The sequence below is a fragment of the Qaidamihabitans albus genome (genome assembly GCF_016464705.1).
Classification (GTDB): domain Bacteria; phylum Actinomycetota; class Actinomycetes; order Mycobacteriales; family Pseudonocardiaceae; genus Qaidamihabitans; species Qaidamihabitans albus.
In genome coordinates this window covers 427,390-453,170 of the sequence record NZ_JAEHOB010000004.1, presented here as the reverse complement: position 1 = coordinate 453,170, position 25,781 = coordinate 427,390, and the positions used below count along the sequence as shown (strand labels likewise).

24 protein-coding genes and 3 pseudogenes are annotated in these 25,781 nt (G+C 70.8%); 18 read left to right on the top strand and 9 right to left on the bottom strand.

The window, feature by feature from the left end; genetic code table 11:
- The first annotated feature begins 175 nt into the window (after positions 1-175).
- The 6 genes and pseudogenes from ftsH to folK all read left to right on the top strand — a co-directional run bounded on the left by ftsH (position 176) and on the right by folK (position 5,515).
- Complete coding sequence (gene ftsH, locus JAP66_RS11145) at positions 176-2,671, top strand: ATP-dependent zinc metalloprotease FtsH (RefSeq protein WP_199431555.1); 2,496 nt, start codon at positions 176-178, stop codon at positions 2,669-2,671.
- Positions 2,672-2,693: 22 nt separating this feature from the next.
- Positions 2,694-2,960 (top strand): annotated as a pseudogene (locus JAP66_RS11140) (GTP cyclohydrolase I); the annotation flags it as partial.
- Positions 2,961-3,476: 516 nt separating this feature from the next.
- Positions 3,477-3,821: pseudogene (folE, locus tag JAP66_RS11135) on the top strand (GTP cyclohydrolase I); the annotation flags it as partial.
- Positions 3,822-3,868: 47 nt separating this feature from the next.
- Positions 3,869-4,675 carry a dihydropteroate synthase gene (gene folP / locus JAP66_RS11130; RefSeq protein WP_199431642.1) on the top strand — a complete coding sequence of 269 codons (807 nt, stop codon included), beginning with the start codon at positions 3,869-3,871 and terminating at the stop codon, positions 4,673-4,675.
- Positions 4,668-5,027 (top strand): dihydroneopterin aldolase, encoded by a 360-nt coding sequence (gene folB / locus JAP66_RS11125; RefSeq protein ID WP_199431554.1) that lies wholly within the window; start codon positions 4,668-4,670, stop codon positions 5,025-5,027. The genes folP and folB overlap by 8 nt, the downstream gene beginning before the upstream one ends.
- Positions 5,024-5,515 (top strand): 2-amino-4-hydroxy-6-hydroxymethyldihydropteridine diphosphokinase, encoded by a 492-nt coding sequence (folK, locus tag JAP66_RS11120; protein ID WP_199431553.1) that lies wholly within the window; start codon positions 5,024-5,026, stop codon positions 5,513-5,515. The genes folB and folK overlap by 4 nt, the downstream gene beginning before the upstream one ends.
- A gap of 92 nt (positions 5,516-5,607) precedes the next feature.
- On the opposite strand, the gene JAP66_RS11115 is transcribed toward folK, so the two are convergent.
- Positions 5,608-6,543, bottom strand: coding sequence for a MerR family transcriptional regulator (locus JAP66_RS11115; protein WP_199431552.1), 936 nt, complete (start codon positions 6,541-6,543; stop codon positions 5,608-5,610).
- Positions 6,544-6,641: 98 nt separating this feature from the next.
- Between JAP66_RS11115 and JAP66_RS11110 the strand changes: the two genes are divergently transcribed.
- From JAP66_RS11110 to JAP66_RS11080, 7 genes are all read left to right on the top strand, one after another.
- A complete protein-coding gene (locus JAP66_RS11110) occupies positions 6,642-7,103 on the top strand; it encodes a DUF3180 domain-containing protein (protein ID WP_199431551.1) in 462 nt (153 codons plus the stop codon).
- A 69-nt stretch (positions 7,104-7,172) separates the two neighbouring features.
- Complete coding sequence (locus tag JAP66_RS11105; RefSeq protein WP_199431550.1) at positions 7,173-8,783, top strand: DUF6779 domain-containing protein; 1,611 nt, start codon at positions 7,173-7,175, stop codon at positions 8,781-8,783.
- A gap of 109 nt (positions 8,784-8,892) precedes the next feature.
- Entirely contained in the window at positions 8,893-10,002 is a 1,110-nt protein-coding gene (locus JAP66_RS11100) for a PrsW family intramembrane metalloprotease (protein ID WP_199431641.1), read from the top strand.
- Positions 10,003-10,135: 133 nt separating this feature from the next.
- A complete protein-coding gene (locus JAP66_RS11095; RefSeq protein WP_199431549.1) occupies positions 10,136-11,032 on the top strand; it encodes a Rossmann-like and DUF2520 domain-containing protein in 897 nt (298 codons plus the stop codon).
- Positions 11,029-11,967, top strand: coding sequence for a pantoate--beta-alanine ligase (gene panC, locus JAP66_RS11090; RefSeq protein ID WP_199431548.1), 939 nt, complete (start codon positions 11,029-11,031; stop codon positions 11,965-11,967). The genes JAP66_RS11095 and panC overlap by 4 nt, the downstream gene beginning before the upstream one ends.
- A gap of 14 nt (positions 11,968-11,981) precedes the next feature.
- Positions 11,982-12,482 (top strand): aspartate 1-decarboxylase, encoded by a 501-nt coding sequence (gene panD, locus JAP66_RS11085; RefSeq protein WP_199431547.1) that lies wholly within the window; start codon positions 11,982-11,984, stop codon positions 12,480-12,482.
- Positions 12,483-13,277 (top strand): type III pantothenate kinase, encoded by a 795-nt coding sequence (locus JAP66_RS11080; protein WP_199431546.1) that lies wholly within the window; start codon positions 12,483-12,485, stop codon positions 13,275-13,277.
- Here the strand turns inward: JAP66_RS11080 and JAP66_RS11075 are convergent.
- Positions 13,266-13,580: a DMT family transporter gene (locus JAP66_RS11075; RefSeq protein ID WP_199431545.1), complete on the bottom strand. Its 315-nt coding sequence runs from the start codon at positions 13,578-13,580 to the stop codon at positions 13,266-13,268. The genes JAP66_RS11080 and JAP66_RS11075 overlap by 12 nt on opposite strands.
- A gap of 67 nt (positions 13,581-13,647) precedes the next feature.
- Here JAP66_RS11075 and lysS point away from each other — a divergent pair, with 67 nt between their 5' ends.
- Together lysS and JAP66_RS11065 are read left to right on the top strand one after the other, a co-directional pair.
- Positions 13,648-15,153, top strand: coding sequence for a lysine--tRNA ligase (lysS, locus tag JAP66_RS11070; protein ID WP_199431544.1), 1,506 nt, complete (start codon positions 13,648-13,650; stop codon positions 15,151-15,153).
- Positions 15,154-15,291: 138 nt separating this feature from the next.
- Entirely contained in the window at positions 15,292-15,639 is a 348-nt protein-coding gene (locus JAP66_RS11065; RefSeq protein WP_199431543.1) for a histone-like nucleoid-structuring protein Lsr2, read from the top strand.
- Positions 15,640-15,736: 97 nt separating this feature from the next.
- On the opposite strand, the gene JAP66_RS32080 is transcribed toward JAP66_RS11065, so the two are convergent.
- Positions 15,737-15,988, bottom strand: coding sequence for a helix-turn-helix domain-containing protein (locus JAP66_RS32080; protein ID WP_307849519.1), 252 nt, complete (start codon positions 15,986-15,988; stop codon positions 15,737-15,739).
- A 259-nt stretch (positions 15,989-16,247) separates the two neighbouring features.
- Positions 16,248-16,433 (bottom strand): annotated as a pseudogene (locus tag JAP66_RS32915) (DUF6597 domain-containing transcriptional factor); the annotation flags it as partial.
- A 166-nt stretch (positions 16,434-16,599) separates the two neighbouring features.
- Here JAP66_RS32915 and JAP66_RS11055 point away from each other — a divergent pair.
- Positions 16,600-17,235: a TIGR03086 family metal-binding protein gene (locus tag JAP66_RS11055; RefSeq protein ID WP_199431542.1), complete on the top strand. Its 636-nt coding sequence runs from the start codon at positions 16,600-16,602 to the stop codon at positions 17,233-17,235.
- Here the strand turns inward: JAP66_RS11055 and JAP66_RS11050 are convergent.
- Together JAP66_RS11050 and JAP66_RS11045 are read right to left on the bottom strand one after the other, a co-directional pair.
- Entirely contained in the window at positions 17,186-18,472 is a 1,287-nt protein-coding gene (locus tag JAP66_RS11050; RefSeq protein WP_199431541.1) for a hypothetical protein, read from the bottom strand. The genes JAP66_RS11055 and JAP66_RS11050 overlap by 50 nt on opposite strands.
- A 42-nt stretch (positions 18,473-18,514) precedes the next feature.
- A complete protein-coding gene (locus JAP66_RS11045) occupies positions 18,515-19,351 on the bottom strand; it encodes a (2Fe-2S)-binding protein (RefSeq protein WP_199431540.1) in 837 nt (278 codons plus the stop codon).
- A 365-nt stretch (positions 19,352-19,716) separates the two neighbouring features.
- Between JAP66_RS11045 and JAP66_RS11040 the strand changes: the two genes are divergently transcribed.
- Positions 19,717-22,272: an ATP-dependent Clp protease ATP-binding subunit gene (locus tag JAP66_RS11040; RefSeq protein ID WP_199431539.1), complete on the top strand. Its 2,556-nt coding sequence runs from the start codon at positions 19,717-19,719 to the stop codon at positions 22,270-22,272.
- Positions 22,273-22,356: 84 nt separating this feature from the next.
- Here JAP66_RS11040 and JAP66_RS11035 read toward each other — a convergent pair whose 3' ends face one another.
- The 3 genes from JAP66_RS11035 to JAP66_RS11025 all read right to left on the bottom strand — a co-directional run bounded on the left by JAP66_RS11035 (position 22,357) and on the right by JAP66_RS11025 (position 24,998).
- Positions 22,357-23,184, bottom strand: a complete 828-nt coding sequence (locus JAP66_RS11035) for an SIR2 family NAD-dependent protein deacylase (protein ID WP_307849518.1) — start codon at positions 23,182-23,184, stop codon at positions 22,357-22,359.
- Positions 23,181-23,492, bottom strand: coding sequence for an antibiotic biosynthesis monooxygenase family protein (locus JAP66_RS11030; RefSeq protein ID WP_199431537.1), 312 nt, complete (start codon positions 23,490-23,492; stop codon positions 23,181-23,183). The genes JAP66_RS11035 and JAP66_RS11030 overlap by 4 nt, the downstream gene beginning before the upstream one ends.
- Before the next feature lie 81 nt (positions 23,493-23,573).
- Positions 23,574-24,998: a M1 family metallopeptidase gene (locus JAP66_RS11025; protein WP_199431536.1), complete on the bottom strand. Its 1,425-nt coding sequence runs from the start codon at positions 24,996-24,998 to the stop codon at positions 23,574-23,576.
- 13 nt (positions 24,999-25,011) lie between these two features.
- Here JAP66_RS11025 and JAP66_RS11020 point away from each other — a divergent pair, with 13 nt between their 5' ends.
- A complete protein-coding gene (locus JAP66_RS11020) occupies positions 25,012-25,779 on the top strand; it encodes an alpha/beta fold hydrolase (RefSeq protein WP_199431535.1) in 768 nt (255 codons plus the stop codon).
- Positions 25,780-25,781: the final 2 nt, after the last annotated feature.

Below are 25,781 nucleotides of genomic sequence, written 5' to 3'. Positions count from 1 at the left end.
TCGGTGTGTCGGTGACCGTTGACTTCCTGAAGGATCGCCCGGCTGATCGTCACGGCCGGGCGGTACCCTGGTGGGACGGTTAGCGCCGTACCCCATGCAGTTGTCAACACCGTGACGGCGGATGTCACATCTACCGCCTAGCCAGGGAGGGTCGAGGCCACCACGGCCGGATCGAATGGACCGCAAGCGCCTGCTCAAGAACCCACTGCTGTGGATAGTCGCGGTTCTGCTGCTCTATTTCGCCTTCAGCATGATCTTCGACAGCGATCGCGGGTACACGCATGTGCCCACGTCACAGGCTGTCGAGCAGATCAACTCCCAGAACATCACCGAGGCGAATCTCGAGGACAAGGAGCAGCAGCTCAAACTCCACCTGGCCAACCCGATCGAAGTCGACGGCGAGCAAGTCACGCAGGTCATCACGAAGTTCCCCGCGGGGGCTTCGGACCAGCTCTACAACGCGCTGATCACCGCCGAGGTCGACGGCCAGGCGGTCAAGTTCGACACCACGGTCACCCAGGACTCGTTCTTCACCCAGATGCTCATCTACATGATCCCGCTCGGGATCCTGTTGCTGCTGCTGATGTGGATGATGAACAACGCCCAGGGTGGCGGTAACCGCGTCCTCAACTTCGGCAAGTCCAAGGCCAAGCAGCTCAACAAGGACATGCCCAAGACCACCTTCGGCGATGTGGCCGGCGCCGACGAGGCGGTCGAGGAGCTGCACGAGATCAAGGACTTCCTGCAGAGCCCGGCGCGCTACCAGGCGCTCGGCGCGAAGATCCCGAAGGGCGTGCTGCTCTACGGGCCGCCGGGTACCGGTAAGACGCTGCTCGCCCGTGCCGTCGCCGGTGAGGCGGGCGTGCCGTTCTACACGATCTCCGGTTCCGACTTCGTCGAGATGTTCGTCGGTGTCGGTGCCTCCCGGGTGCGTGACCTGTTCGAGCAGGCCAAGCAGAACGCCCCGTGCATCATCTTCGTCGACGAGATCGACGCGGTGGGCCGCCAGCGCGGCGCGGGGCTCGGTGGCGGGCACGACGAGCGCGAGCAGACACTGAACCAGCTCCTCGTCGAGATGGACGGGTTCGACTCCCGCGGCGGCATCATCCTGATCGCCGCGACGAACCGGCCGGACATTCTGGACCCCGCACTGCTGCGCCCTGGCCGCTTCGACCGCCAGATCCCGGTGTCCGCGCCGGACCTGCGCGGCCGTCGCGCGATCCTGGAGGTCCACACCAAGGGCAAGCCGATCGCGCAGAACGCCGATCTGGAGGCACTGGCGAAGCGCACCGTGGGCATGTCCGGCGCCGACCTCGCCAACGTCATCAACGAGGCCGCGCTGCTCACCGCGCGGACCAACGGGCACGTCATCACGGACGGCGCGCTCGAGGAGTCGGTGGACCGCGTGATCGGCGGGCCCGCGCGCAAGAGCCGGATCATCTCCGAGAAGGAGAAGAAGATCACGGCCTACCACGAGGGCGGGCACGCGCTCGCCGCGTGGGCGATGCCGGACATCGAGCCGGTCTACAAGCTGACGATCCTGCCGCGCGGCAAGACCGGCGGGCACGCTCTGCTCGTCCCCGAGGACGACAAGGAGCTGATGACCCGCTCCGAGATGATCGGCAGGCTCGTGTTCGCGATGGGCGGGCGCACCGCGGAGGAGCTGGTGTTCCACGAGCCCACCACCGGTGCGGTCTCCGACATCGAGCAGGCGACCAAGATCGCCAGGGCGATGGTCACCGAGTACGGCATGAGCGCCCGGCTCGGCGCGGTGAAGTACGGCCAGGAGCAGGGCGACCCGTTCGTCGGCCGCTCGGCGGGCCGGCAGCCGGACTACTCCCTCGAGGTCGCACACGAGATCGACGAGGAAGTCCGCAAGCTGATCGAGACCGCGCACACCGAGGCGTGGCAGGTGCTCAACTTCTACCGCGACGTGCTCGACGATCTCGTCGTGGAGTTGCTGAAGAAGGAGACCTTGCAGCGCAAGGACCTGGAGCGGCTGTTCGCCACGGTCGAGAAGCGGCCGCGGATCACCGCGTTCAACGAGTTCGGCGAGCGGCTGCCCTCGGAGAAGCCACCGATCAAGACGCCCGGCGAGCTGGCGATGGAGCGTGGCGAGCCGTGGCCCCCGCCACCGGAGGAACCGGCCGAGGAGCCGGAGCGGCAGCCGGAGCCCACGCCGGTCGGCACCGCCCCGGGTGCCAACGACGTGCCCGGCGGCCCGCCGCGGGGCCAGCCGGAGCCGCCGCCCAACCCGTACGCCCCACCGCAGGGGCGAGGCTCGGGGTACCCGAACGGCAACCGGCCGGGCAACGGCGGGCAGAACGGCCCCGGTGGTGGTTCCTGGCCGCAGCAGCCCTACGGCGGTCAGCAGGGTGGTTACCCCGCGGGCGGCCAGGGCGGTCCGCCGAACTACGGTGCCCCTCCTGGCTGGACCCCGGCCACGTCGCCGGGCAACCGGCCCAGCCAGCCGTGGCGGCAGAACACGCCGAACGGTCCCGTGCCAGGCGAGCGGCAGCACCCGGATCACCAGTGGTTCGCCGACCAGGCGCCCGGGCAGGGCCAGCAGGGGCAGCCCGGCCAGCAGCAGGGGCCGTACGGCGGCGGCAGGCCGGAGCCGGGCCAGCACCGTGGGGAGCCGGACGAGCAGGACGGTCAACATCGGAACTGAGTTCGCGGACGACGGCTACGCCGTGTTCGACGACGCGCCGCCGGCTCGTGTCGGCGGCCCTGTCTTCGATCGGGCGCGCGCCGAGCGGGCGGTGCGGGAGCTGCTGCTCGCGTGTGGTGAGGACCCGGACCGGGACGGTCTCCGGGAAACGCCCGCGCGAGTGGCGCGCGCCTACCGCGAGCTGTTCGCCGGGCTCTACAGCGACCCGGACCGGGTGCTGGACCGGACGTTCGACGAGAGCCACGAAGAGCTGGTGCTGGTCACCGACATCCCGATGTACTCGACGTGCGTGCCGGGCGGGCAGACCGTCGACGCGGTGGACGGAGCGAAGCGGGCCCGCAAGGTCTCCGTCGGCGACCGGCTCTGGACACTCGCGAACGGCGAGGTCGAGGAGACCACCGTGGTCGGGGTCAGCTCGCACCGCACCCGCGAGCTGGTCCGGGTGACGACCTCGGGCGGCGGCTTCGTGGTCACGCCCGACCATCCGCTGGCGACCCCGCACGGCTGGCTGGAAGCCAAGGACGTCGCGGGCACCGCCGTCGAGTGGACGCCGCACCGCAACGCCCGCCCCCGCCTCGTGAGTGTTGCCACGAGTTCTAACTCGGCTACGCACTCACGAGGCGACGCGGACGGCTGGTACCTGCGGCACGGGTTCCACCAGGACGACTACGCCACCAGCCTGGCCGAGTCGCGGTACGCCGAGGTGGTGTCGGTCGAGCCGGTCCCGGCCGCGCCGCACACCGTCTACAGCTTCACCTGCGAACCGCATCCGACGTTCCTCGTCGCCGGGCATCTCACGCACAACTGCGAGCACCACCTGGTGCCCTTCCACGGGGCCGCCCACGTCGGCTACATCCCGAACGGCCACGGCAAGGTCACCGGGCTGTCGAAGCTGGCCCGGCTGGTCGACCTGTACGCCAAGCGTCCGCAGGTGCAGGAGCGGCTCACCTCACAGATCGCCGACGCACTCGACCGCAGGCTCAAGCCGCGCGGGGTGATCGTCGTCATCGAGGCCGAGCACCTGTGCATGGCGATGCGCGGTGTTCGCAAGCCGGGCGCGCGCACCACGACGTCCGCTGTCCGGGGCCTGTTGCAGACCTCGGCCTCGTCGCGGGCGGAGGCGCTGGACCTGATCAAGGGCAGGCGGTGACCCGGCCCGCCCCCGAGGGGCTGCCCTCGCCCGGCCGTTGTGCGGTGATGGGCGTGCTGAACGTGACGCCCGACTCGTTCTCCGACGGCGGCCGCTACCTCAGCAGGGACGATGCGCTCGCGCACGCGCACGCCATGTGGCGGCGCGGTGCCGACATCATCGACGTGGGCGGCGAGTCCACCCGGCCGGGCGCCGCACGAGTGGACGCCGATACGGAGTCCGCCCGCGTGCTGCCGGTGATCCGCGAGCTCGCGTCCGACGGCCTGGCGCTGTCGGTGGACACCACGCGGGCCGCCGTGGCCGCCGCGGCACTCGACGCGGGCGCGCGGGTGGTCAACGATGTCTCGGGCGGCCTGGCGGATCCGGACATGGGCAGGGTCGTCGCCGACAGCGGCGCGCCGTGGGTGCTGATGCACTGGCGTGGGCACAGCAAGGACATGAACGCGCTGGCCACCTACGACGACGTGGTCACCGAGGTGCGCGACGAGCTCGCCGCACGGGTGGACGCGGCGCTGGCCGCCGGAGTCCCCGCCGGGGCGATCGTGCTCGACCCCGGCCTCGGCTTCGCCAAGCACGCCGAACACGACTGGGCGCTGCTGCACGGCCTGGACAGCCTGCTGTCCCTGGGTTTCCCCGTGCTCGTCGGCGCCTCCCGCAAGCGGTTCCTCGGGCGGCTGCTCGCCGACCCCGACGGCACACCGCGGCCACCGGCCGGGCGGGAGGTCGCCACGGCGACGGTGTCGGCGCTGGCGGCGTTCGCCGGTGCCTGGGGCGTGCGGGTGCACGAGGTGGGCGCGTCGCTGGACGCCGTCCACGTGGCGGCGGCATGGAAGCGGGGCACACCGGGTGACTGACCGGATCACGCTGACGGGCCTGCGGGTGTTCGGGCGGCACGGCGTGTTCGAACACGAGCGTGCCGACGGACAGGAGTTCGTCGTGGACGTCACCGTGTGGCTCGACCTGGCCACCGCGGCGGCGTCCGACGACCTCGCGGAGACGCTGCATTACGGCGAGCTGGCGCTGCTCGCGGCCGACATCGTCGGCGGGCGGCCCTGCCAGCTGATCGAGACCGTCGCAGGCCGGATCGCCGACGAGGCCATGAAGGACGAGCGGCTGCGGGCCGTCGAGGTGACCGTGCACAAGCCGTCGGCGCCGATCCCGGTGACTTTCGCCGACGTGGCCGTGACGATCCGGCGCGAGCGGTGAGCAGGGCGGTCCTTTCGCTCGGCTCGAACCTGGGCGACCGGCTCGGCTTCCTCCGGGTGGCCGTGGCCGGGCTGCGGGACAGCCTCGTGGCGGTGTCCGGGGTGTACGAGACCGAACCGTGGGGCGTGACGGACCAGCCCGACTTCCTCAACGCGGTGTGCGTCGTGGCGGACCCGGAGCGGGACCACTGGGCCTGGCTGCGTACCGCGCAGACGCTGGAACAGCAGGCGGAGCGGGTGCGCGAGCGGCGCTGGGGCCCGCGCACGCTCGACGTCGACGTGGTCACCGTGGACGGCGTCCGGTCCGAGGAACCGGAGCTGCTGCTGCCGCATCCGGGGACGGCCGACCGGGCCACCGTGCTGATCCCGTGGCTGGAGATCGAGCCCGACGCGGAGGTCCCCGGCCGGGGCAGGGCCGCCGACCTGTTGGCGGCACTGCCGGATTCCGATCGCGCCGCCGTCCGGCATCGCCCCGACCTCACCCTCTGACGCGCCCGACCCACCCTCGTGAGTGCGCACGCGAGTTAGAACTCGTGTGCGCACTCACGACCGGTGAGCTGCGGACGGCCGTGGTGAGCGGGTCAGGCGGAGGCGCGCAGGGCGGCGATGAGCCACTCGGCCGCGTCGTGCCCGCTCGGGATCGGCGCCCAGCCGTTGATCACGGCCAGCAGCTGCCAGTACCGCTCCGCCCGCCGGTCGTTGCCCAGCGCGAAGCGGTCGGCCAGCGCCGAGCGGAACGTCGCATCGTCGGTGTCGCCCGCGCCGAGCGAGGTACGCACGATGTCGTCGGCCAGCGCGCGGCCCTCGGCCGAGTCCGGGGCCAGCCCCGCGTCCAGCGCGGCCTTGGCCCGCCCGCTCCAGTCGCACCAGTGCGCACGTTGGACCTCGGCGTAGCTGTCGGCGCTGTCGGCGTCCTCTTCGGCCGCCCGCTGCTCGGCGTGCTGCTCGCTCATGGTCCGGATGAGCCGCCGGAAGTCCGGGTCCCGCACCAGCTCCGCGAACTCGATCCACGCCTCGACCTGTTCCGGCGAAGGGTCGTCCGGCAACTCTGGCTTGGCCGAGCGCATCCGGGCATAGAAGTCGGATTCCACGTCGAGGCCCTCGCTCACCTCGTCCCAGAACTCGTCGACGAGGCGCTTGCGCTCCTCGTCCGGCATCGAAGCCAGCCTGTTCATCAGTTTCACCTCGTCCATTTCGGATCTCCGTTTCACGACCGCGCGCAGCACCGCCCGGCGCAGCCGGAGCACGCGGATCTGCTCGTCGAGCACTTCCACGTGCCTGTCGGCCACCTCCGCGACACTCGTCGCATGCGCGAGCACCCGGTCCACGTCGGCCAGGCCCACACCGAGCTCGCGCAGCGTCCGCACCAGTTCCAGCCGCGCGAGTGCTCGCGTGTCGTAGAGCCGGTAGCCGGCCGGTGTGCGCTCGGTCGGCGGCAGCAGCCCCTCGTCCGAGTAGAAGCGGATCGTCTTGACCGGCAGCCCGGTCCGGCGGGACAACTCCCCGATCGTGAACACGCTCTCCCCTTGCGGTCGCAGGCCAATCCTGGACTCTCCAGTCGGTGGAGAGTCAAGCACGTCCGCGGTGAGCGAGCACCGGCCAGTACGGTGGGGCCATGCACTACACGCGGCCACGCGAGCTGCTGATCGCCGCTGTGCTCGGCTTCGGCCTGGTGCTGCTCCTCTTCGAGGTCGCCTACGAGTCGATGCCGAGCCTGCCTGCCCCCGCCGGGATCACGCTGGCGGCGCTGGCCGTGGTCGAGGTCGTGCTCGCCTTCGTCGTCCGTCGCCGCATCCGCAGCCGCCAGGTGGTGACCGGTGTCGAGATCGCCCGCGCGGCGATGCTCGCCAAGGCGTCCTCGCTGCTCGGCGCGCTCATGTTCGGCGCGTGGCTGAGTGCCGTCGTCTATCTCGCGCCGAAGGCCGACCGGCTCACCGCGGCCGCCGCCGACCTGCCCGCGGCGATCATCGGCTCCTGCTGCGCGGCGGCGCTGATCGGTGCCGCGCTGTGGCTCGAATACTGTTGCCGCACACCGGACCAACGTGATCAGGACCCCGATCGGAGAGTGACCGGTTAACGCTCTGAATGCGCCGCTCGAAGTACCGACTAGGTCTCAGACGGATTACTAGAAGGTACGGTGTTGGGCATGACTGGCGTGGATGACGACTCCCGCGACCGCCATTCGGGTAGGCCGTGGCTTGTCGTCGGCTTCCTCCTCGCCGTCGGCGCGACGCTCGCGCTCGTGCTCACCGAGGATCTGCGGTGGCTGCGTCTCGGCATCGTCGCCGCGCTGTGGGCGGCGCTGATCGGTGCGTTCGTGGCCGCGCGGTACCGCAAGCAGGTGGCCGCGACCGAGGAATCGGTGGCGCAGGCCCAGGAGGTCTACGAGCTGGAGCTCGAACGGGAGATCGCCGCCCGCCGGGAGTTCGAGCTGGAGATCGAGGCGGAGACCCGGCAGCGCGTGGAGGAGGACTCCCGCGAGGAGCTGGAGGCCCTGCGTTCCGAGGTCACCGCACTGCGCGAGAGCCTGCAGGCCCTTTTCGGCGGGGAGGTGCTGTATGAACGGGTCGCCCTCACCGCCCAGTCCACGAGGATGCGCTCGCTGTCCGACGAACCGCGGGTGGTCACCGGGGGCGAGAGCAACGGCACCAGCAACGGCAGTAGCAGTGGCAAGAAGCCCGCGCAGCTGGTCGCAGGCAAGAAGAAGGTCGTCGAGGCCACCGACCGGCCGACCGAGCTGATCGACCGGGTACGCGATCCGGCGCCGCCCGCCGCGCAGCGGCGCGGCCCGGCCCCGCCGCCTGCCCCGGGACGGCAGCCCGAAGCGGCCAAGACGGCCAAGACACAGTTCGTGCCGAGGCCGGCCAGACCGGCGGAGAACGGTGGCGCCGCCGGACCGCCGACCCGCCGCGTCCAGCCGGCCAACGGCACCGGCTCGGCGGCCGCTCGTGCCTCCGAGGCGGCGAACCGGGCTCGCGCCGAGATGTCCCGGCCACGGCAGCAACCCGTCGAACGGCCCCCCGAACGAGCGAGGCGCGAGCAGCCGGACCCGCCGACCCAGCAGGTCAGACAGCCCTCGTCGCAGCGCAAGCCGCGGGAACGCGCACCGGAGCCGCGGCAGTACCCGTCCGTGGAGCACACTAGGCCCGAGATGGAGCCATCTCCCCGTGGCAGGCCGGCGTCCAGCGTCGCCCCGCCCTCCCGAAACGAGCAGCACGACCCGGAACCCCAACGTAAGAAACCGGAGCCTTTCCCCGTGGCACGTCCCGAGCCGGAGCACAGCGCACCCGCACCGCAGCAGCAGCCCGAGCAGGCACCGCAGCCCGCGAGCGAGGCGCGTCCGGAGCCCAACCCCACGTTGCCGCCCGAGATCCGCGACCTGGCCGCGCGGCCGGGTGGCCGCAGGCGCCGCCCCGAGCCCGATGACGAGCCGGCCGAGACACGTGGCGGAGGACGGCACGGTGGCTCCGAGCCGCCGGTCGGCGGCAGGCGCCGCCGCGGCGAGGGCGAGCAGCCCTGGCAGGGCTACTTCGCGGGCGAGGAGCAGAACGGCTCGCAGCCGTCGTCGCCTGGCGGCAGCCATGCCCGGCCGGACGCCAACGGCTCCACCGGCGGCAGGCGCCGTGCCCCCGAACCCGCCGACGAGGCGGGCGGCGCGAGTGGTTCGCACGCCGAGGGCCGGTCGGTGAGCGAGTTGCTCGCCGCGCACGGCGCCAGTACGGCCGCGCCCCGCAGGCGGCGCCGCGCCGAGGACTGACCCCGCCTCGCGAGCCGATCCGGGGAACGTGGATCGGCCCGGTTAGGGTGCCCGCGTGACGGGAGCCAAGGCGCGGGAGACCACGCGGCACACCTCACGCGGGATCACCGTGTTGTTGCCCGTGGTCGGGCTGGTCGTCGTCGCCCTGTGCGGGCTGCTGCTGTTCGGGCTCGGCACCGTGCGGGTCGGCGTACCCGCGGTCGGGATCGGCGTGGTCGCCGCCACCGTGCCGGTGGCCGTTGTCGTCGCCACGTTCCTGTGGATCGACCGGTGGGAGCCCGAACCGGCCAAGTTGCTGCTGCTCACGTTCCTCTGGGGCGCCTGCGTGGCCACGCTCACCGCGCTGCTGGTCAACGACACCGCCGAGGCGGTCGGGGACCTGCTGCTCGGCACGGGCAACGGCAACAAGGTCAGCGCGATCGTCTCCGCCCCCGTGGTCGAGGAGGCGGCGAAGGCCGCGCCGGTGCTGGCGATCCTGTGGCGCCGTGCGGGCGAGTTCGACGGCGCGGTCGACGGGGTCGTCTACGCGGGCTTCAGCGCCGCGGGGTTCGCCTTCACCGAGAACATCTACTACTTCGGCCGGGCCTTCGCCGAGCACGGCTTCGGCGATGCCACGAGTCCCGGCGTGCTCGCCGCGTTCATCCTGCGCGGTGTGCTTTCGCCGTTCGCGCACCCGCTGTTCACCGTGCTGATCGGCATCGGTCTCGGCATCGCGGCGACGACCCGGGTCCGCGAGGTCCGGATCCTGGCGCCGCTCGGCGGGTACGTGGTGGCCGTCGCCCTGCACGCGATGTGGAACGCCGCCGCCACGCTCGGCGGTGCTTCGACGTTTCTCAACGTCTACCTCCTGGTCATGGTGCCGGTGTTCGTGGGCGTGTTCCTGCTCGTGCTCTGGCAGCGCCGCCGTGAGCAGCGGATCGTCGCGGGCGCCCTGCCCAAGATGGCCACCGCACGCTGGATCGCGCCGTCCGAGGTGGAGCTGCTGGCCAGCCTGCCCGGACGCAGGAAGTGGCGCAGGCAGGCCCGCCGCGAGTCCGGACGGCGGGCGGCGCGAGCGGTCGCCGAGTACCAGGCGCGAGTCACCGAGCTGGCCTTCCTGCGCCGGGCGCCGCTCAGCGGCGAGGAGGCCCGAGGGCGCCACGACGAGCTGCTGGCGGCGCTGCGGGCCGCACGGGCGGAGGCGGTCCGGCTCGCCGCCGGAGGGACCCGGGACAGGTGAAGCTCGTCACCAAGGCCCGGCGGCGATCCGGATGCGAAGCTACTCTCGCGCCATCGTCCGGTACCCGCGGCTGTGGAGCGGGACTGGAACGAGTTTGGGAGTCTTTGAGCATGAGCGTCCATTGGGGCACGCCGTGACGCGGCCCGCGCGGCTCGCCGTCGGGGTCGTTTCGGCCGGCCGGGTCGGCAGCGTGCTCGGCGCGGCCCTCACCAGGGCCGGGCACACCGTGGTCGCTGCCTCCGGCATCTCCGAGGCCTCCGTCCGCCGCGCCGAACGGTTGCTGCCCGAGGTGCCGCTGCTGCCCTCCGACGAGGTCGCCGCCCGCGCCGACCTGGTGCTGCTTGCCCTGCCCGACGACACGCTGGCCACGATGGTCGGCGGGCTCGCCGCCACCGGCTCCTTCCGGGCAGGGCAGATCGTCGCGCACACCTCCGGGGCCCACGGCGTGGACATCCTGCGACCGGCCACGGAGCTCGGCGCGCTGCCGCTTGCCCTGCACCCGGTCATGACGTTCACCGGCCGGGAGGAGGACCTGGAGCGGATGGCCTCCTGCAGCGTCGGCGTCACCGCCACCGAGGGCGACGAGGCAGCGTGGAACGTCGGTGAGGCGCTGACCGTGGAGATGGGCGCCGAGCCCGTCCGGATTCCCGAGGCGACCAGGGCGCTGTACCACGCGGCCCTCGCCCACGGGGCCAACCACCTCATCACGCTGGTCGCCGACTGCGCCGAGATGCTGCGGGAGAACGGGGTGGGCAATGCCGAACGGCTGCTCGGCCCGCTGCTGTCCGCGGCGCTGGACAACGTGCTCCGGCACGGCGACCGCGCGCTGACCGGCCCGGTCGCTCGCGGCGACACGGGCACCGTGCGTACCCACCTGCGGGTGCTCGCGGAGCGGGCGCCGGACGTGGCGCCCTCCTACCAGACCCTGGCCCGGCGCACCGTCGTCAGGGCCCGTGAATCCGGCCTGCTCGGTGCCGATGCCGCCGCCGAGATCGGCAACGTGCTCGACGACGGACGTGATACCCGATGACCGCCCCGGACCCGAAGCCCCCGAAGTTCACCCGGGGCAGGCTCAACACCTACTCGCGGCCCGCCGACGTCCGCCAGGTCACCTCGGCGTTGCGCGCGGTCGGCCGCAACGTCGCGCTGGTGCCCACGATGGGCGCGCTGCACGCCGGTCACCTCGAGCTGTTGCGCCGGGCGAAGCGGCTGCCGAACACGGTCGTGGCCGCCTCGATCTTCGTGAACCCGCTGCAGTTCGGCGAGGGCGAGGACTTCGAGGCCTATCCGCGGCCACGGGAGCGTGACCTGGAGGTGCTGGCCGAGGCGGGGGTCGAGCTGGCGTTCACCCCCGAGGGGAGCGACCTCTACGCCGATGACGCCACGGTGACGGTGGCCCCGGGCCCGCTCGGCGACGAGCTGGAGGGCGCCGCGCGGCCGGGCCACTTCGCCGGAGTGCTGACGGTGGTCTCGAAGCTGTTCAACATCGTGCGGCCGCACTACGCGCTCTTCGGCGAGAAGGACTACCAGCAGCTCGTGCTCATCCGCCGCATGGTGCGCGACCTCGACATGGACACGCGTGTGCTCGGCGTGCCCACCGTGCGCGAGCACGACGGCCTCGCGCTGTCCTCGCGCAACGTGTACCTGTCCCCCGAGCAGCGCGAACAGGCCGTGGCACTGTCCGCGGCGCTCACCGCGGGCGCGCACGCGGGGAGGTTCGGCCCGGCAGCCGTGCTCGACGCCGCGCGGAGGACTCTCGCCGCGCGGCCGGAGGTGAACGTGGATTACCTCGAACTGCGGGGAACCGAGCTGGGGTCCGCGCCCGTCGATGGGGAGGCGCGGCTGCTGGTGGCCGCGCGGGTCGGGAACACCCGGCTCATCGACAACGTTGCAGTGCTGCTCGGCGCCGATGCCGAGAAGGGGGCCGAGGTGTCAGACTTGTCCACTGAGGACGCAGGGGTATAGAGGGAGAGTCCGTCATGTACCGCACGATGTTGAAGTCCAAGATTCACAGAGCGACGGTGACCCAGGCCGACCTGCACTATGTCGGCTCGGTCACCGTCGACGAGACCCTGATGGACGCCGCCGACCTGCTCCCCGGCGAGCAGGTGGCCATCGTGGACATCACGAACGGTGCCCGGTTGGAGACCTACGTCATCGCGGGCGAGCGCGACAGCGGCGTGATCGGGATCAACGGGGCCGCCGCGCACCTGGTGCACCCCGGTGACCTGGTGATCCTGATCGCCTACGGGCAGATGGACTCGGCCGAGGCCGCGTCGTTCCGGCCACGGATCGTCTTCGTCGACGCGGACAACCGCATCGTCACCTCCGGCGACGACCCTGCGGACGCCCCGGACGGCTCGGGCCTGGTCAGCGGCGCCCTGCCGATCGTGACGCAGCACGGGGACCCGGCGACCTTCCCGGTCGCGGAGACCGTGGACGCGGCGAGGCTGGACGCGCTGCTGCACGCGGAGAGCTAGTTGCTGCTCACCGTCGACGTCGGCAACACGAATATCGTGCTCGGCCTGTACTCCGGGAGGGGGGAGACGGCCGAACTGGTCCGCGACTGGCGGATGCGTACCGACGCGCGGATCACCGCCGACGAGCTGTCGCTGACCATGCGGGGGCTGCTCGGAAAGTACGCCGACGCGGTCACCGGCATCAGCGCGCTGTCGACCGTGCCCGCGGTGCTGCGCGAGCTGCGCGTGATGCTCGGGCGGTACTACCCGGACGTGCCCAAGGTCGTCGTGGAGCCGGGCGTGCGGACGGGTGTCCCGCTGCTGGTCGACAACCCGAAGGAGGTGGGCGGCGACCGGCTGGTCAACACGCTGGCGGCGCACCACCTGCACAACACCGCGTGCGTCGTGGTGGACTTCGGTACCTCGACGAACGTGGATGCGATCTCGGTGAAGGGGGAGTTCCTCGGCGGAGCCTTCGCTCCGGGGATCGAGATCTCGGTGGACGCGCTGGCGGCGCGTGCCGCGGCGCTGCGCAAGGTGGAACTGGTTCCGCCCCGGTCGGTCATCGGGAAGAACACCGTGGAATGCCTCCAGTCCGGCATTCTCTACGGGTTCGCCGGCCAGGTGGACGGGCTCGTGCGGCGCATCGTCGAGGAACTCTCGCCCCACCCGGGCAGCCGGGTCGAGGTGATCGCCACGGGCGGCCTCGCGCCGCTCGTGCTCGGGGAGTCGCGCACGATCACCGAGCACGTGCCGGATCTCACCCTGCTGGGCCTGCGGCTGGTGTACGAGCGCAACGTCCGCTCAGTGCAGTAGCTTCAGGCCGATCACCCCGGCGATGATGAGTACCAGGCACACGATCCGGGCGGCGCTCACCGGGTCGCCGAGCGCGACCATTCCGTAGCCCGCGGTGCCGATGGCGCCGATGCCGACCCACACGACGTAGCCGGTGCCGATCGGAATGTCCCGCAGCGCGTAGGCGAGCCCGCCCATGCTCAACGCGAGGCTCACGAGGAACAGCAGGCTCGGCTGGAGCCGGGAGAATCCCCTCGAGGCGCTCAGCGCGGCCGCCCAGACGGTTTCCAGCACGCCTGAGACGATCAGCACCAGCCAGGACATTGCTCGGCTCCTTGTGCGGGTTGACCGGTTCACGGTGCTCGGTCGGGTGTTCGTACCCTATGGCGTCATGAGTGAATTCCCGGAGCCCCCCATGCCTGAGGACGACCTGCCGGAACAGATGCGGGTGCGCCGGGAAAAGCGTGACCGGCTGATCGCGGACGGTGTCGAACCGTATCCGGTCGAAGTTCCGCGTACTCACACGCTCGGTGAGATCCGCGCCACTTATTCCGATCTTCCGGCCGACACCTCCACCGGCGCCGAGGTCGGTGTCACCGGCCGGGTGATGTTCATGCGGAATACCGGAAAGCTCTGCTTCGCGACCCTGCGAGAAGGCGACGGCACGGAACTGCAGGCCATGCTGAGCCTCGCGAAAGTCGGCCAGGACGCGCTCACCGCGTGGAAGGCCGATGTCGACCTCGGTGACCACGTATTCGTGCGGGGTGAGGTCATCACCTCCAAACGCGGTGAGCTCTCGGTCCTCGCCGACGAGTGGCGGCTGACTTCGAAAGCGCTGCGCCCGCTTCCGGTAGCGCACAAGGAACTCGCCGAGGAAACCCGCATCCGGCAGCGTTATGTCGATCTGATCCTGCGGCCGAAGGCGCGGGACGTGGTGCGTACCCGGGCGAACGTGACGCGGGCGCTCCGCGATTCCTTCCATCGCCGCGGATACACCGAGGTCGAGACGCCGATGTTGCAGACACTGCACGGCGGCGCGTCGGCCCGGCCGTTCGTGACCCATTCCAACGCGTTCGATCTCGACGTGTATCTGCGTATCGCACCCGAGCTGTACCTCAAGCGGTGCGTGGTCGGCGGCATCGAGAAGGTCTTCGAGATCAACCGCAACTTCCGGAATGAGGGCAGCGACTCGTCACATTCCCCCGAGTTCGCGATGCTGGAGTATTACCAGGCGTATGCGACGTACGACACAATCGGGGTGCTGACCCGCGAAATCGTGCAGGAGGCCGCCGAGGCGGCATTCGGTTCGCAGGTGGTCACCCTTGCCGACGGTACCGAGTACGACCTGTCGGGTGAGTGGAGTGCGCTGACGATGTACGGCTCGCTCTCCGATGCCCTCGGCGAAGAGGTAACGCCGGACACCTCCGTCGAGAAGCTCCGGGCGTTCGCCGCCGCGCGGGAGTTGGAAGTGGATCCGAAACTCGGTCACGGCAAGCTGATCGAAGAACTGTGGGAGCACCTTGTAGGAAGCAAGTTGCATGCGCCGACGTTCGTGCGCGACTTCCCGCTGGAAACGTCGCCGTTGACCCGGGAGCATCGCGATCAGCCGGGCATCGCGGAAAAGTGGGACCTCTATGTGCGCGGATTCGAGCTCGCCACAGGGTACTCGGAACTGGTCGATCCGGTGGTGGAGCGCCGGCGATTGACAGAGCAGGCGAAACTGGCGGCTGGCGGCGATAGCGAGGCCATGCGGCTGGACGAGGATTTCCTGCGCGCACTCGAGTACGGAATGCCACCGTCGGGTGGCGCCGGAATGGGAGTCGATCGGTTGCTGATGGCCCTCACCGGTCTCGGTATCCGGGACACGATCCTGTTCCCGCTGGTCCGCCCCGAATAGACGTGGCCGCAGAACTCAATCGTGAGTAGTTGATTTGCATTTGCTCGTGACAGCCGGTATTACTGTGGTAAGTCAAAGCTTCTGACTGGGTCCCGGGCACCACCCGATCATTTGAGGTTCAAAAGCAGGAGGAAACTGATGGCGCAGAAGGTCCTAGTCTCGCTCGTCGACGATCTGGACGGTTCCGAGGCGGACGAGACGGTCGAGTTCGGCCTGGACGGCGTCTCTTACCAGATCGATCTGTCGGCGGACAATGCCGAAGAACTGCGGGACGCCCTCGCGCAGTATATCGAGCACGCCCGCCGCGCGGGTGGTCGTAAGCGTCCGGGCGCGAAGGGTAACGGTAAGGCGCCTGCTCGCTCCGCAGCGGTGGATCGTGAGCAGAATCAGGCCATTCGTGCGTGGGCGCGCAAGGCGGGTTTCGAGGTTTCCGACCGTGGGCGTATTCCGTCCGAGGTGGTCGAGGCCTACCACAAGAAGGGCTGAAACAAGCGTTTCACCAATGTTTCCGATGAGGCGAGGCGTCGGTGACCAGAGACGGCGACAGGCATAAGGGCCGCCGGGACAGCCATCCCGGCGGCCCTTATGCCTGTCGCCGTCCGTAGGCGGCCGGTGGGATACCGGTGACGGCGGCGAAGTCCCGCGTGAAATGCGCCTGGTCGCTGTAACCGAGTTCCGCGGCGAGCCTGGCGTAGTCGAGACCGGGGTCGGTGGATATCCGCTTCGCGGCATCGTTGAGCCGGTAGACGCGGATGGCCCATTTGGGGCGTACTCCCACACAGTCCGGGAAAAGGCGCTGCAGGGTGCGCACCGACAGACCCGTCGCCGCGCTCACTTGCGCGACGCGGGTGATCGTGGGATCGGCCGCGATCCGCTCGACGGCCTCGGCCGCACGCTTCCTCGGAGGCGGAGGCCGTCGGCAGTTTCGCGCACAGCAGCCGGTCGGTCAGCGCCACCGTGTCGGCGGTGCTCGTGGCGCGGCGCACGGCGGCGCCGGTCTCGGTGCCCTGCGGGCCGAAGAGCTCCTCCAGTGGCAAAACGGCGTCCGCGATCTCCGCGACCGGCCTGCCGAGGAATGACCGGAAGCGGCCCGGCCGGAACCGGACGCCGAGGGCCTGGTCCCTGCCCGCGAGCCGGTAGGAGAAGACCTCCTGGCGCGGCCCCCAGATTCCGGCGGCGTCGTGGCCGAACGACAGATGTACCGAGAGGTTGGGCAGTACCCGCTGGGTGTGCGGTGCTCCGCCGCGCAGGTCCCAGCGGACGATCCAGTAGTACTGCACGAACGGGCACAGCGGCGCGGCCGGTGCGTGCCTGCTGAATTCGAACCGGGTACCGGCGAGCCGCTCGTCCAGGAGTGCCTGTGGGATTCGCTCCACGGCACGACCCTAGCCAGGGGCTGTCGCGTTTCTTCAAGACGCGCCACCGCGGTGCCGCTGGAATGGGCGGATGACCGAACTGGGAGAACCGATCAGGACGGCCGCCGGTGAGTTCCGCCGGGTTGTCCTCGGCGTGCGGCCGGACCAGCTGGCCGAGTGCACGCCCTGCGCCGGCTACGACATCCGCGGGCTGCTGAACCACCTGCTCTACTGGAGCCCGCGGCTGGCCGCCGCGGCCCGCAAGGAGCCCGCGCCGCCCGCCGACGGCGGGGAGGAGGCGGCACGGCTCGTCGAGGGTGACTGGGCCGGGCGGCTGCTCGCACTGACCGACGACCTCGTCGGCGCCCTCGGCGCCGCGGGGGCCGGGGAGGGGACCACGACGATGGGCGGTGATTCGCTGCCGGCCGCGATGGTGGAGCGGATGGCGCTGTGCGAGTTCGTGCTGCACGGCTGGGACCTCGCGATGGCCGCCCGCCTGCCGTTCGATCCCGCGCCTGCGGTGGCCGAGGCCACGGAGGAGGTCATGCGGGAGATGGCCGGGCAGGGCCGGGCGATGAAGGTGTTCGGCCCCGAGGTACCCGTCGCCGCCGACGCGCCTGCCCTGCACCGGGCTCTCGGCCTCTCCGGCCGCGACCCGGCCTGGGAGCCCGTGGCGTTCAGCGTCGGCGTCGCCGGCGGAGGAGGAGGCCGATCGACAGCGCTGTGACGATCAGCGCGCCGACGCCGACGCCGATCCACGGCCACGGGATGCCGCTCTCCCCGGCCGCGCCGGCCGTGCGCGGTGCGTCGATCGCGTCGGGCGGGACCACCGCGAGCGTCGCCGGACCGGCAGGCGTGTCGTCCCAGGCCGACACCTCCGCGAGCCGCAGCAGGCCACTGGATGCGCTTATCCGCAGGTACCGGGTGCTGGGCCGGTCCACCGGCTCGACCGAAGCGAACCCCTCGTTCACCGTCGCCAGCGGCGACCACGTCCGCCCGTCCGGCGATCGTTCGACGGTGCACGTCGTGCCTGCCGGGCACCCGCGAACGGCGAGCAGCGACAGCGGAACCCGCCTGCCGAGGTCGACCAGCGCGGTCTCCGCCCCGAGGCCGGCCGGTTCCAGGTCGCCGTCGGTGAGCGCGCAGGGGCTCGGTGGCTCGGGCTTTCCGGCCCGCGGTTCGAGTACGCAGTCCGCTCCACGGGACAACGGCGGCGCGGCGGTCGACCGGTAGGGCAGCCGCGGGGAGCGGTACCGGGTCTCGATCTCGGTGTCCGGTCCCGGGCGGCGGGCATCGGCGAGCACCGACACGCCACCGGAGAAGCCTTCGAGCAACCGGGCGTCGAAGCGCGCCCGGCCCGCGCCGGTCTGCTGCCACACCACGGCGCCGTAGCCGTCGTCGAAGGTCACCCGGTCGTTCTCCGCGCCAGGCAGGGGCCGCCAGCCGATGTCGGCGCTCCCGTTGCCGGCGCCGACGGTCAGCCCCGGCCGCCAGGTGGCGACCTGGCCGAGATCCAGATCGGGCACCTGGATGAGAAACGACTCCGCCGTCACCGGTCCCGACAGCTCCGTGTCGCGCGGCGGCGCGACCGCGCTGAGCGAGAACTTCCGCGCGGTGCCGAACGAGTCCTGCGTCCGGCCTCCGGACAGCTCGAAGCGGAACGCGCCGTCCCGGTCCGTCCCGGCGCGCTCCGTGTCGTCACGGCAGAGTGCCGGCCTCGGTTCGGCGGCGCAGACCAGCCCGGAGCTGGCGAAGGCGGCGCCGAGGCCGCCGAGCGCCTGCGCGCCGGTGAGCTCGGCGCGCAGGGTTACGCCGATGCCGGGCAGCGGTGCGCCGCCGGGGCCGGTGAACGTGCCGCTGACCGTCACCGGCTGGTCCCGGTCGAGTTTGCTCTGGGTGCAGGCCGTCAGGCCGGCGAGCAGCACGAAGCCGAGCAGGGTGAACGCTATCCGTCGGCAGGTCATCGGGCGGACGTTAGCGGCCGGGCCGGTGCCGTGTCCGTGGATTCAGTATCTCGCGCAGGTCCGTGGGCAGCCCTCGCACTCCGCCCTGCCGGGCAGCAGGTAGGTGAAGCAGCAACTCTCCCTGCGCCTGGTCCACGTTCGCCCGCCCGCGTCGTCCGCGGCCATGCGCAGTGTCGAGGCCGCGGTCAGCGGCGTGTACCGGGTGTCGAGCACCAGCGCGGCGTCGGCGACGCCTGCGCCCTCGTCACCGCCCTGCTGCCCGACCCACCAGAGGCAGCTCTCCAGCGCGTCCGTCGCGGCCGCCCACAGCATCCGCGTGCCGAGCGGGCTCGTCCGGCGGTAGGCGCGAACGAACCGCGCGGCGTGTGCGAGGTAGCGGGCGCGCAGCACGGCGGCCAGTGCGTGCTCGTCGGGCACCACCGTCGCCTCGGGGCGGGCTGATCCGGGGTCGAGCGGCAGGCAGTGGAAGGACTCGCCGAGTACCGCGATGCCGGTGGGGTCGGGCCTGCCACCTGCCGCCGTGCGCACCGCCAGCTCCTCGGGCCGCAGCGACGGCACCCGGCGCTCGTGATGCAGCAGCAGCGCGCCCGCGTAGGCGGGCACGCGCAGGTACCAGGACATGACGTAGCTCGCCGTCGTGCGGACGGGCGCCTCGCCGTACTCGTGACGCAGCCAGCCCGCGAGCCGTCCGCGCCATTCGCTGAACCGAAGCGGGTCGGCGAGCAGGTCCGAGCAGCGCTGCCAGCCCGCCGCGGCCGGCGCCGAGGCGCGGATCTCCAGCCGGTCCTGCAGCCCGGCCACGCGCGTCAGGGAGCCCGAGAGCGAGTCGAGATCGCCTCGAATGTGTCGAGCATCACGAAAGCTCCGTTCGACACGCAACGCACCCTCCCGATGCTCCATCCGGACGATTAGGTCTGCCTTACCTTACCTGTTGTTCGCGGGTGCGTCAGCGCCGGACACCGATCGGACGACAAGGGTCAACGAAGCCGTGTTCGCGGTGAGCGGACACCCCGCCCCGGCGGAATCCGGTGGACCGTCCCGGCGTTGTGCCAGACGTCAACAGCCAGCAAGAAGTCGACTGTCTGTCGGTTGCGAAACGTCTCACGGTTCGTACGGGTGGAGTGCATTCCGCCGTAGTGGTACGCCGACATGAGCGCTTGGCTACTACAGTGGTCTTACGGTGCCGGACTCATCGGGAACGACGATGAGATCGGGCCGCCGGCGCAGCAGTCGAGGGAGTGGGAATGTTCGAAAGGTTCACCGACCGCGCGAGGCGGGTGGTTGTCCTGGCCCAAGAAGAGGCCCGGATGCTCAACCACAACTACATCGGCACCGAGCACATCCTCCTGGGTCTGATCCATGAGGGTGAGGGTGTCGCCGCCAAGGCGCTGGAGTCGTTGGGTATCGCGCTTGAGGGCGTCCGTCAGCAGGTCGAGGAGATCATCGGCCAGGGCCAGCAGGCCCCGAGCGGGCACATCCCCTTCACGCCGCGTGCCAAGAAGGTACTCGAGCTGTCGCTGCGCGAGGCGCTTCAGCTCGGCCACAACTACATCGGCACCGAGCACATCCTGCTCGGCCTGATCCGCGAGGGCGAGGGTGTCGCGGCCCAGGTCCTGGTCAAGCTCGGCGCGGACCTCAACCGGGTGCGCCAGCAGGTGCTGCAGCTGCTGTCCGGTTACCAGGGCAAGGAGCCCGCGGAGGCCGGCGCCGGCCGTGGCGAGGGCACACCGTCGTCGTCGCTGGTGCTCGACCAGTTCGGCCGCAACCTCACCGCGTCCGCGCGGGAGGGCAAGCTCGACCCGGTCATCGGTCGCAGCAAGGAGATCGAGCGGGTCATGCAGGTGCTCTCGCGCCGCACCAAGAACAATCCGGTCCTCATCGGCGAGCCGGGCGTCGGCAAGACCGCCGTCGTCGAGGGACTGGCGCAGAACATCGTCAAGGGTGAGGTGCCCGAGACGCTGAAGGACAAGCAGCTCTACACGCTCGACCTCGGGTCGCTCGTGGCCGGGTCGCGCTACCGCGGTGACTTCGAGGAGCGCTTGAAGAAGGTGCTCAAGGAGATCAAGACCCGCGGCGACATCATCCTGTTCATCGACGAGCTGCACACGCTCGTCGGCGCGGGTGCCGCCGAGGGCGCGATCGACGCGGCGAGCATCCTCAAGCCGATGCTGGCGCGTGGCGAGCTGCAGACGATCGGCGCGACCACCCTCGAGGAGTACCGCAAGTACATCGAGAAGGACGCGGCGCTGGAGCGGCGCTTCCAGCCGATCCAGGTCGGCGAGCCCTCGCTCGAGCACACGATCGAGATCCTCAAGGGCCTGCGGGACCGTTACGAGGCGCACCACCGCGTCTCGATCACGGACTCCGCGCTGGTCGCCGCGGCGACACTGGCCGACCGCTACATCAACGACCGGTACCTGCCCGACAAGGCGATAGACCTGATCGACGAGGCGGGCGCCCGGATGCGGATCCGCCGGATGACGGCCCCGCCTGACCTGCGTGAGTTCGACGAGAAGATCGCCGACGTGCGCCGGGAGAAGGAGTCGTCCATCGACGCCCAGGACTTCGAGCGGGCCGCGCGCCTGCGGGACGAGGAGAAGACCCTCCTCGGCCAGAAGTCCGAGCGGGAGAAGCAGTGGAAGGACGGTGACCTGGACGTCGTCGCCGAGGTCGACGACGAGCAGATCGCCGAGGTCCTCGCCAACTGGACCGGCATCCCGGTGTTCAAGCTCACCGAGGAGGAGACCACGCGTCTGCTCCGCATGGAGGACGAGATCCACAAGCGGATCATCGGCCAGGAGGACGCCGTGAAGGCCGTCTCCCAGGCGATCCGCCGCACGCGGGCCGGCCTGAAGGACCCGAAGCGCCCGTCCGGCTCGTTCATCTTCGCCGGCCCGTCCGGTGTCGGTAAGACCGAGCTGTCCAAGGCCCTGGCGAACTTCCTGTTCGGCGAGGACGACGCGCTCATCCAGATCGACATGGGCGAGTTCCACGACCGCTACACCGCCTCGCGGCTGTTCGGTGCCCCTCCGGGCTACGTCGGCTACGAGGAGGGTGGCCAGCTCACCGAGAAGGTCCGCCGCAAGCCGTTCTCCGTGGTGCTCTTCGACGAGATCGAGAAGGCGCACCAGGAGATCTACAACACGCTGCTGCAGGTGTTGGAGGACGGCAGGCTCACCGACGGTCAGGGCCGCACGGTCGACTTCAAGAACACGGTGTTGATCTTCACCTCGAACCTGGGCACGTCGGACATCTCCAAGTCCGTCAGCCTCGGCTTCTCTTCCGGTGGCGAGGACGGCCAGCGGTACGACAAGATGAAGCAGAAGGTCAACGAGGAGATGAAGAAGCACTTCCGGCCGGAGTTCCTCAACCGGATCGATGACATCATCGTGTTCCACCAGCTCACGCGTGAGCAGATCATCCTGATGGTGGACCTGATGGTGAACCGGGTCGAGCAGGCCCTCAAGGGCAAGGACATGGAGCTGGAGCTGACCGACAAGGCGAAGGCGCTGCTCGCGAAGCGCGGCTTCGACCCGGTGCTCGGCGCCCGTCCGCTGCGCCGCACGATCCAGCGGGAGATCGAGGACCAGCTGTCCGAGAAGATCCTGTTCGGTGAGGTGCAGGCCGGTCAGATCATCATCGTGGACGTCGAGGGCTGGGACGACGAGTCCGAGCGCGACGACCAGGCCCGGTTCGTCTTCCGTGGCGAGTCCAAGCCACTGGACGTGCCGGACGCGCCGCCGGTGAGCATCGCCGCCGCGAGCGGTGACGACTCGGGCGAGTCCGCAGAGAACGAGTAAGAGCACGAACACGAAAGGCGCCCCTGTGGGATCACCCGCGGGGGCGCCTTTCGCGTGCCCGGCTCGTGAGTGCCTACGCGAGTTCTAACTCGTGTGCGCACTCACGAGGGGGTCCAGGCTGGTTAGCGCTTCGAGGGCGCCGAGGGGCAGGGAGACGCCGCGGCCGTGCCGGACCTCCGGCTCGCGGGGGTTGATGCGCACCAGTGCCGCGTTCGCCGCGCTCGCCAGCTCCGCCTGCCGCCGCACGGTCGGGATCGCCGTGCCCGCGCCCAGCTCGACGACGGCCACGTCCGGGTTCGCGCGCCGCCAGTCGCGCAGCGCGTCGAGCTGCCGCTCGGTGCGCTCCGGCAGCCAGCCGGTGTCCCCGAACATCAGGATGTTGGGCCGGGCCGGGCCGCCGCAGTGCGGGCACGCGGGCAGCGGCGGCCGCGCCCGCATCGTCTCCGGATCGACGTCCACCCGCACGTCGTCGGCGGGCCGGATGTCGCCGGTGCAGGGGGCGAGGCACTGCAGGTGATGGATCGAGCCGTGCACCTCGGCCACGTCGGTGAATCCGGCCCGCTGAAACTGCCCGTCGACGTTCGAGGTGAACACATGTGTGCCGCCGGGCTTGGCCGCGCCCCACTTCCGCAGCAGCTCGAAGCCGGGGTGCGGTGCCGTCCGGCGGTAGAGCTCCAGCCGGTGGCCGTAGAAGCCCCACGCCAGCTCCGGGTCGTCGGCGAAGTGCTCCGGGTCGGCCAGCTCGGTGAACCGCAGCCCGAGCCGCGCGTACGGCGGGTACGCCCGCCAGAAGCCCTCGTCACCGCGGAAGTCGGGCAGTCCCGAGTCGACGCCCATCCCGGCGCCCGCGCACACCAGCAGCGCGTCAGCCGAGGCGATCAGCTCGGCGGCCCGGTCGAGCCCGGCCGTCACTCCGGCTTCGGCCCGGAACTCTGGACCACCTCGAACTCCAGCAGGCTCGCTCCGCTGGCCACCGGCTTGCCCCTTTCCCCTGCGTGGGCCTCCTTGGCCGGGCCCTGCGCCCATGCCTGGAAGTCCTCCTCCGACTCCCACTTCGTGTAGACGAAGTAGCGGTTCTCCCCGGAGACCGGGCGCAGCAGCTCGAAGCCGAGAAAGCCGGGCTGCGAGTCGACGGCGTGCAGCCGCGCGGCGAACCGCCGCTCCAGCTCCTCGCCCGCGCCCTCGGGAACCTCGATCGCATTGATCTTCACAACAGCCATGCCGTCAACTGTAGTTACCCCTCGTGAGTGCGCACGCGAGTTAGAACACGGCTCCTCACTCACGACCGCTGACCTGCGCTGCTAGCCGCTCAGCGAGCCCGGATAGAGATACTCGTCCGCGGGCTGCTCGGTGCCGCGGAACCAGGCTTCGAAGAAGCCGCCCAGGTCCTGGCCCGCGACCCGGGCCGCGAAGTCCTCGAACTGGGGCCAGCTCGCGTTGCCGTCCTGGTGCCGGGCGGGGAACTCCCGCAGCACCCGGTCGAACGCCTCCTCGCCGATCTGCCTGCGCAACGCGTGCACGGCGAGAATGCCCTTGCTGTAGACGCCCTCGAACTCGTGCCCCGGACCCATGTCGTAGAGCTTGCGCGACCAGAACTCCTGGCTGCCGGTGAACCGGTCGACGGCGCGGTGGTAACGGGCGTCGAGGTCGTCCCCCTGCTTGCCCTCCGCCCACAACCACTGCGAATAGCTGGCCAGGCACTCGTTGAGGCAGATGTCCGCCCACGACCGCACCGACACGGCGTTGCCCCACCACTGGTGCGCGAGCTCGTGCACGACCGTCTCCAGGTCGGCCGAACGGGTGTAGGTGGGCCTGCCCTGGGTCTCCAGCGAGAAGCCGACGTCCGCGCCGAGATAGATCCCGCCCGCGACGGCCTGCGGGTACTCGCCGAACTCGCCGGAAAGGAAGTCGATCACCTCGCCGACCCGCTCGCCCTCGTCCCGCAGGTGCGCGGCGCCCGGTGCGTAGGCGCTGAGCACGGGCGTACCGTCGGCCAGCTCGCCGCGCTCGACGGTGAACCGGTCGATCACGACCGTGGTGAGGTAGCTGGCCACCGGGTTCGGCTCCGCCCACGTCGTCGTGGTCCAGCCGTCCGCCGTCGAGGTGTTCTCCTGGCGGCCGATCGACACGGCTGTCCACTCCTCCGGTACCCGGGTGGTGAGGCGGAACGGCGCCTTGTCCAGCGGGTGCTCGTTGACCGGGTACCAGTACGCCGCCGAATGCGGCTCGCCGAGGGCGAACGCGCCGCCGGAAGGCGTGCGCTGCCAGCCGTTGTCCCCGAGCTGGCCTGCCGAGGCATCCACCGGGGTGCCGCCGTAGCGGACTCTGGTGCGGAACGTGCTGCCCTCAGGCACCGGCTCCGGCGGCGTGACGACCAGCTCGGAGTCGCCCTCACGGGCGAACTCGGCCCGCCCGCCGTCCACCTCCACCGAGTCGACCGTGAGGCCGCGCAGGTCGAGGTTGAACCGGCTGAGGTCCTGCGTGGCCCTCGCGGTCACGGTGGTGTCGCCGTCGAGCCGCCCGTTCGCCGGGTCGTAGCTGATCGACACGTCGTAGCCGGTCGCGTCGTAGCCGCCGTTGCCGGCGTTGGGGTAGTAGTCGTCGCCGATGCCGGCAGCGCCGGGCGCGGGCTCACCGGGTGAGCGCTCCGGATCGGCGCCGGTGCAGCCGACTAGGGTGCCGAGGAGACCGCAGAGCAGGAGGGCGCGCACCCTGTCGTGGAGCATGGACGGAGCCTAGATGACCATGCGTGAGGGCCTCGTTGACTTCGGCGGCGAGGGGCCGCCGATCGTGCTCCTGCACGGGCTCATGGGACGCGCGACGACGTGGTGGTCCGTGGCGCAGTGGCTCATGCGGTACGGCCACGTGGTGGGTCTTGACGCCCGCGGGCACGGCAGGGCCCGGCGTACCGGCCCGTGGCACACGGAGGCGTTCGCCGCCGACGTCGCGGAGGTGGTGACCGGGCTCGACGAGGGACCGGCCGTGGTGATCGGGCATTCGATGGGCGGCCTGCACGCCTTGGTGCTGGCCGCCACCCACCCGGACCTCGTCCGCGCGGTCGTCGTCGAGGACATGGCTCCCGATCAGCGCGGCCGGACGGTCGAGCAGTGGCGCGGCTACTTCGAGTCCTGGCCGGTGCCGTTCCAGTCGCTCGCGCACGTACGCCGGTTCTTCGGCAGCACCGGTGACTACTTCGTGGAGTGCTTCGAGGAGCGCGCCGACGGCTATCACCTGATCGCGGACCTGGCCTACCTCTACGAGATCGCCGCGGAATGGGGCAGGCGCGACTACTGGTCCTTCGTGGACGGTGTGAAGTGCCCGCTGCTGGTGATCGAGGCCGGCCACAGCGCCATGCCTGCGGGCCAGCAGGCCGAGCTCGCCGAGCGCGCCCCCGGCGGCGGAAGGCATGTCGTGGTGGCCGGGGCCGGGCACGTCGTGCACGACGACGCCCCGCTGGAGTACCGGGGCGCCGTCGAGGCGTTCCTGTCCGAGGTGCTGGGCCGCTAGCG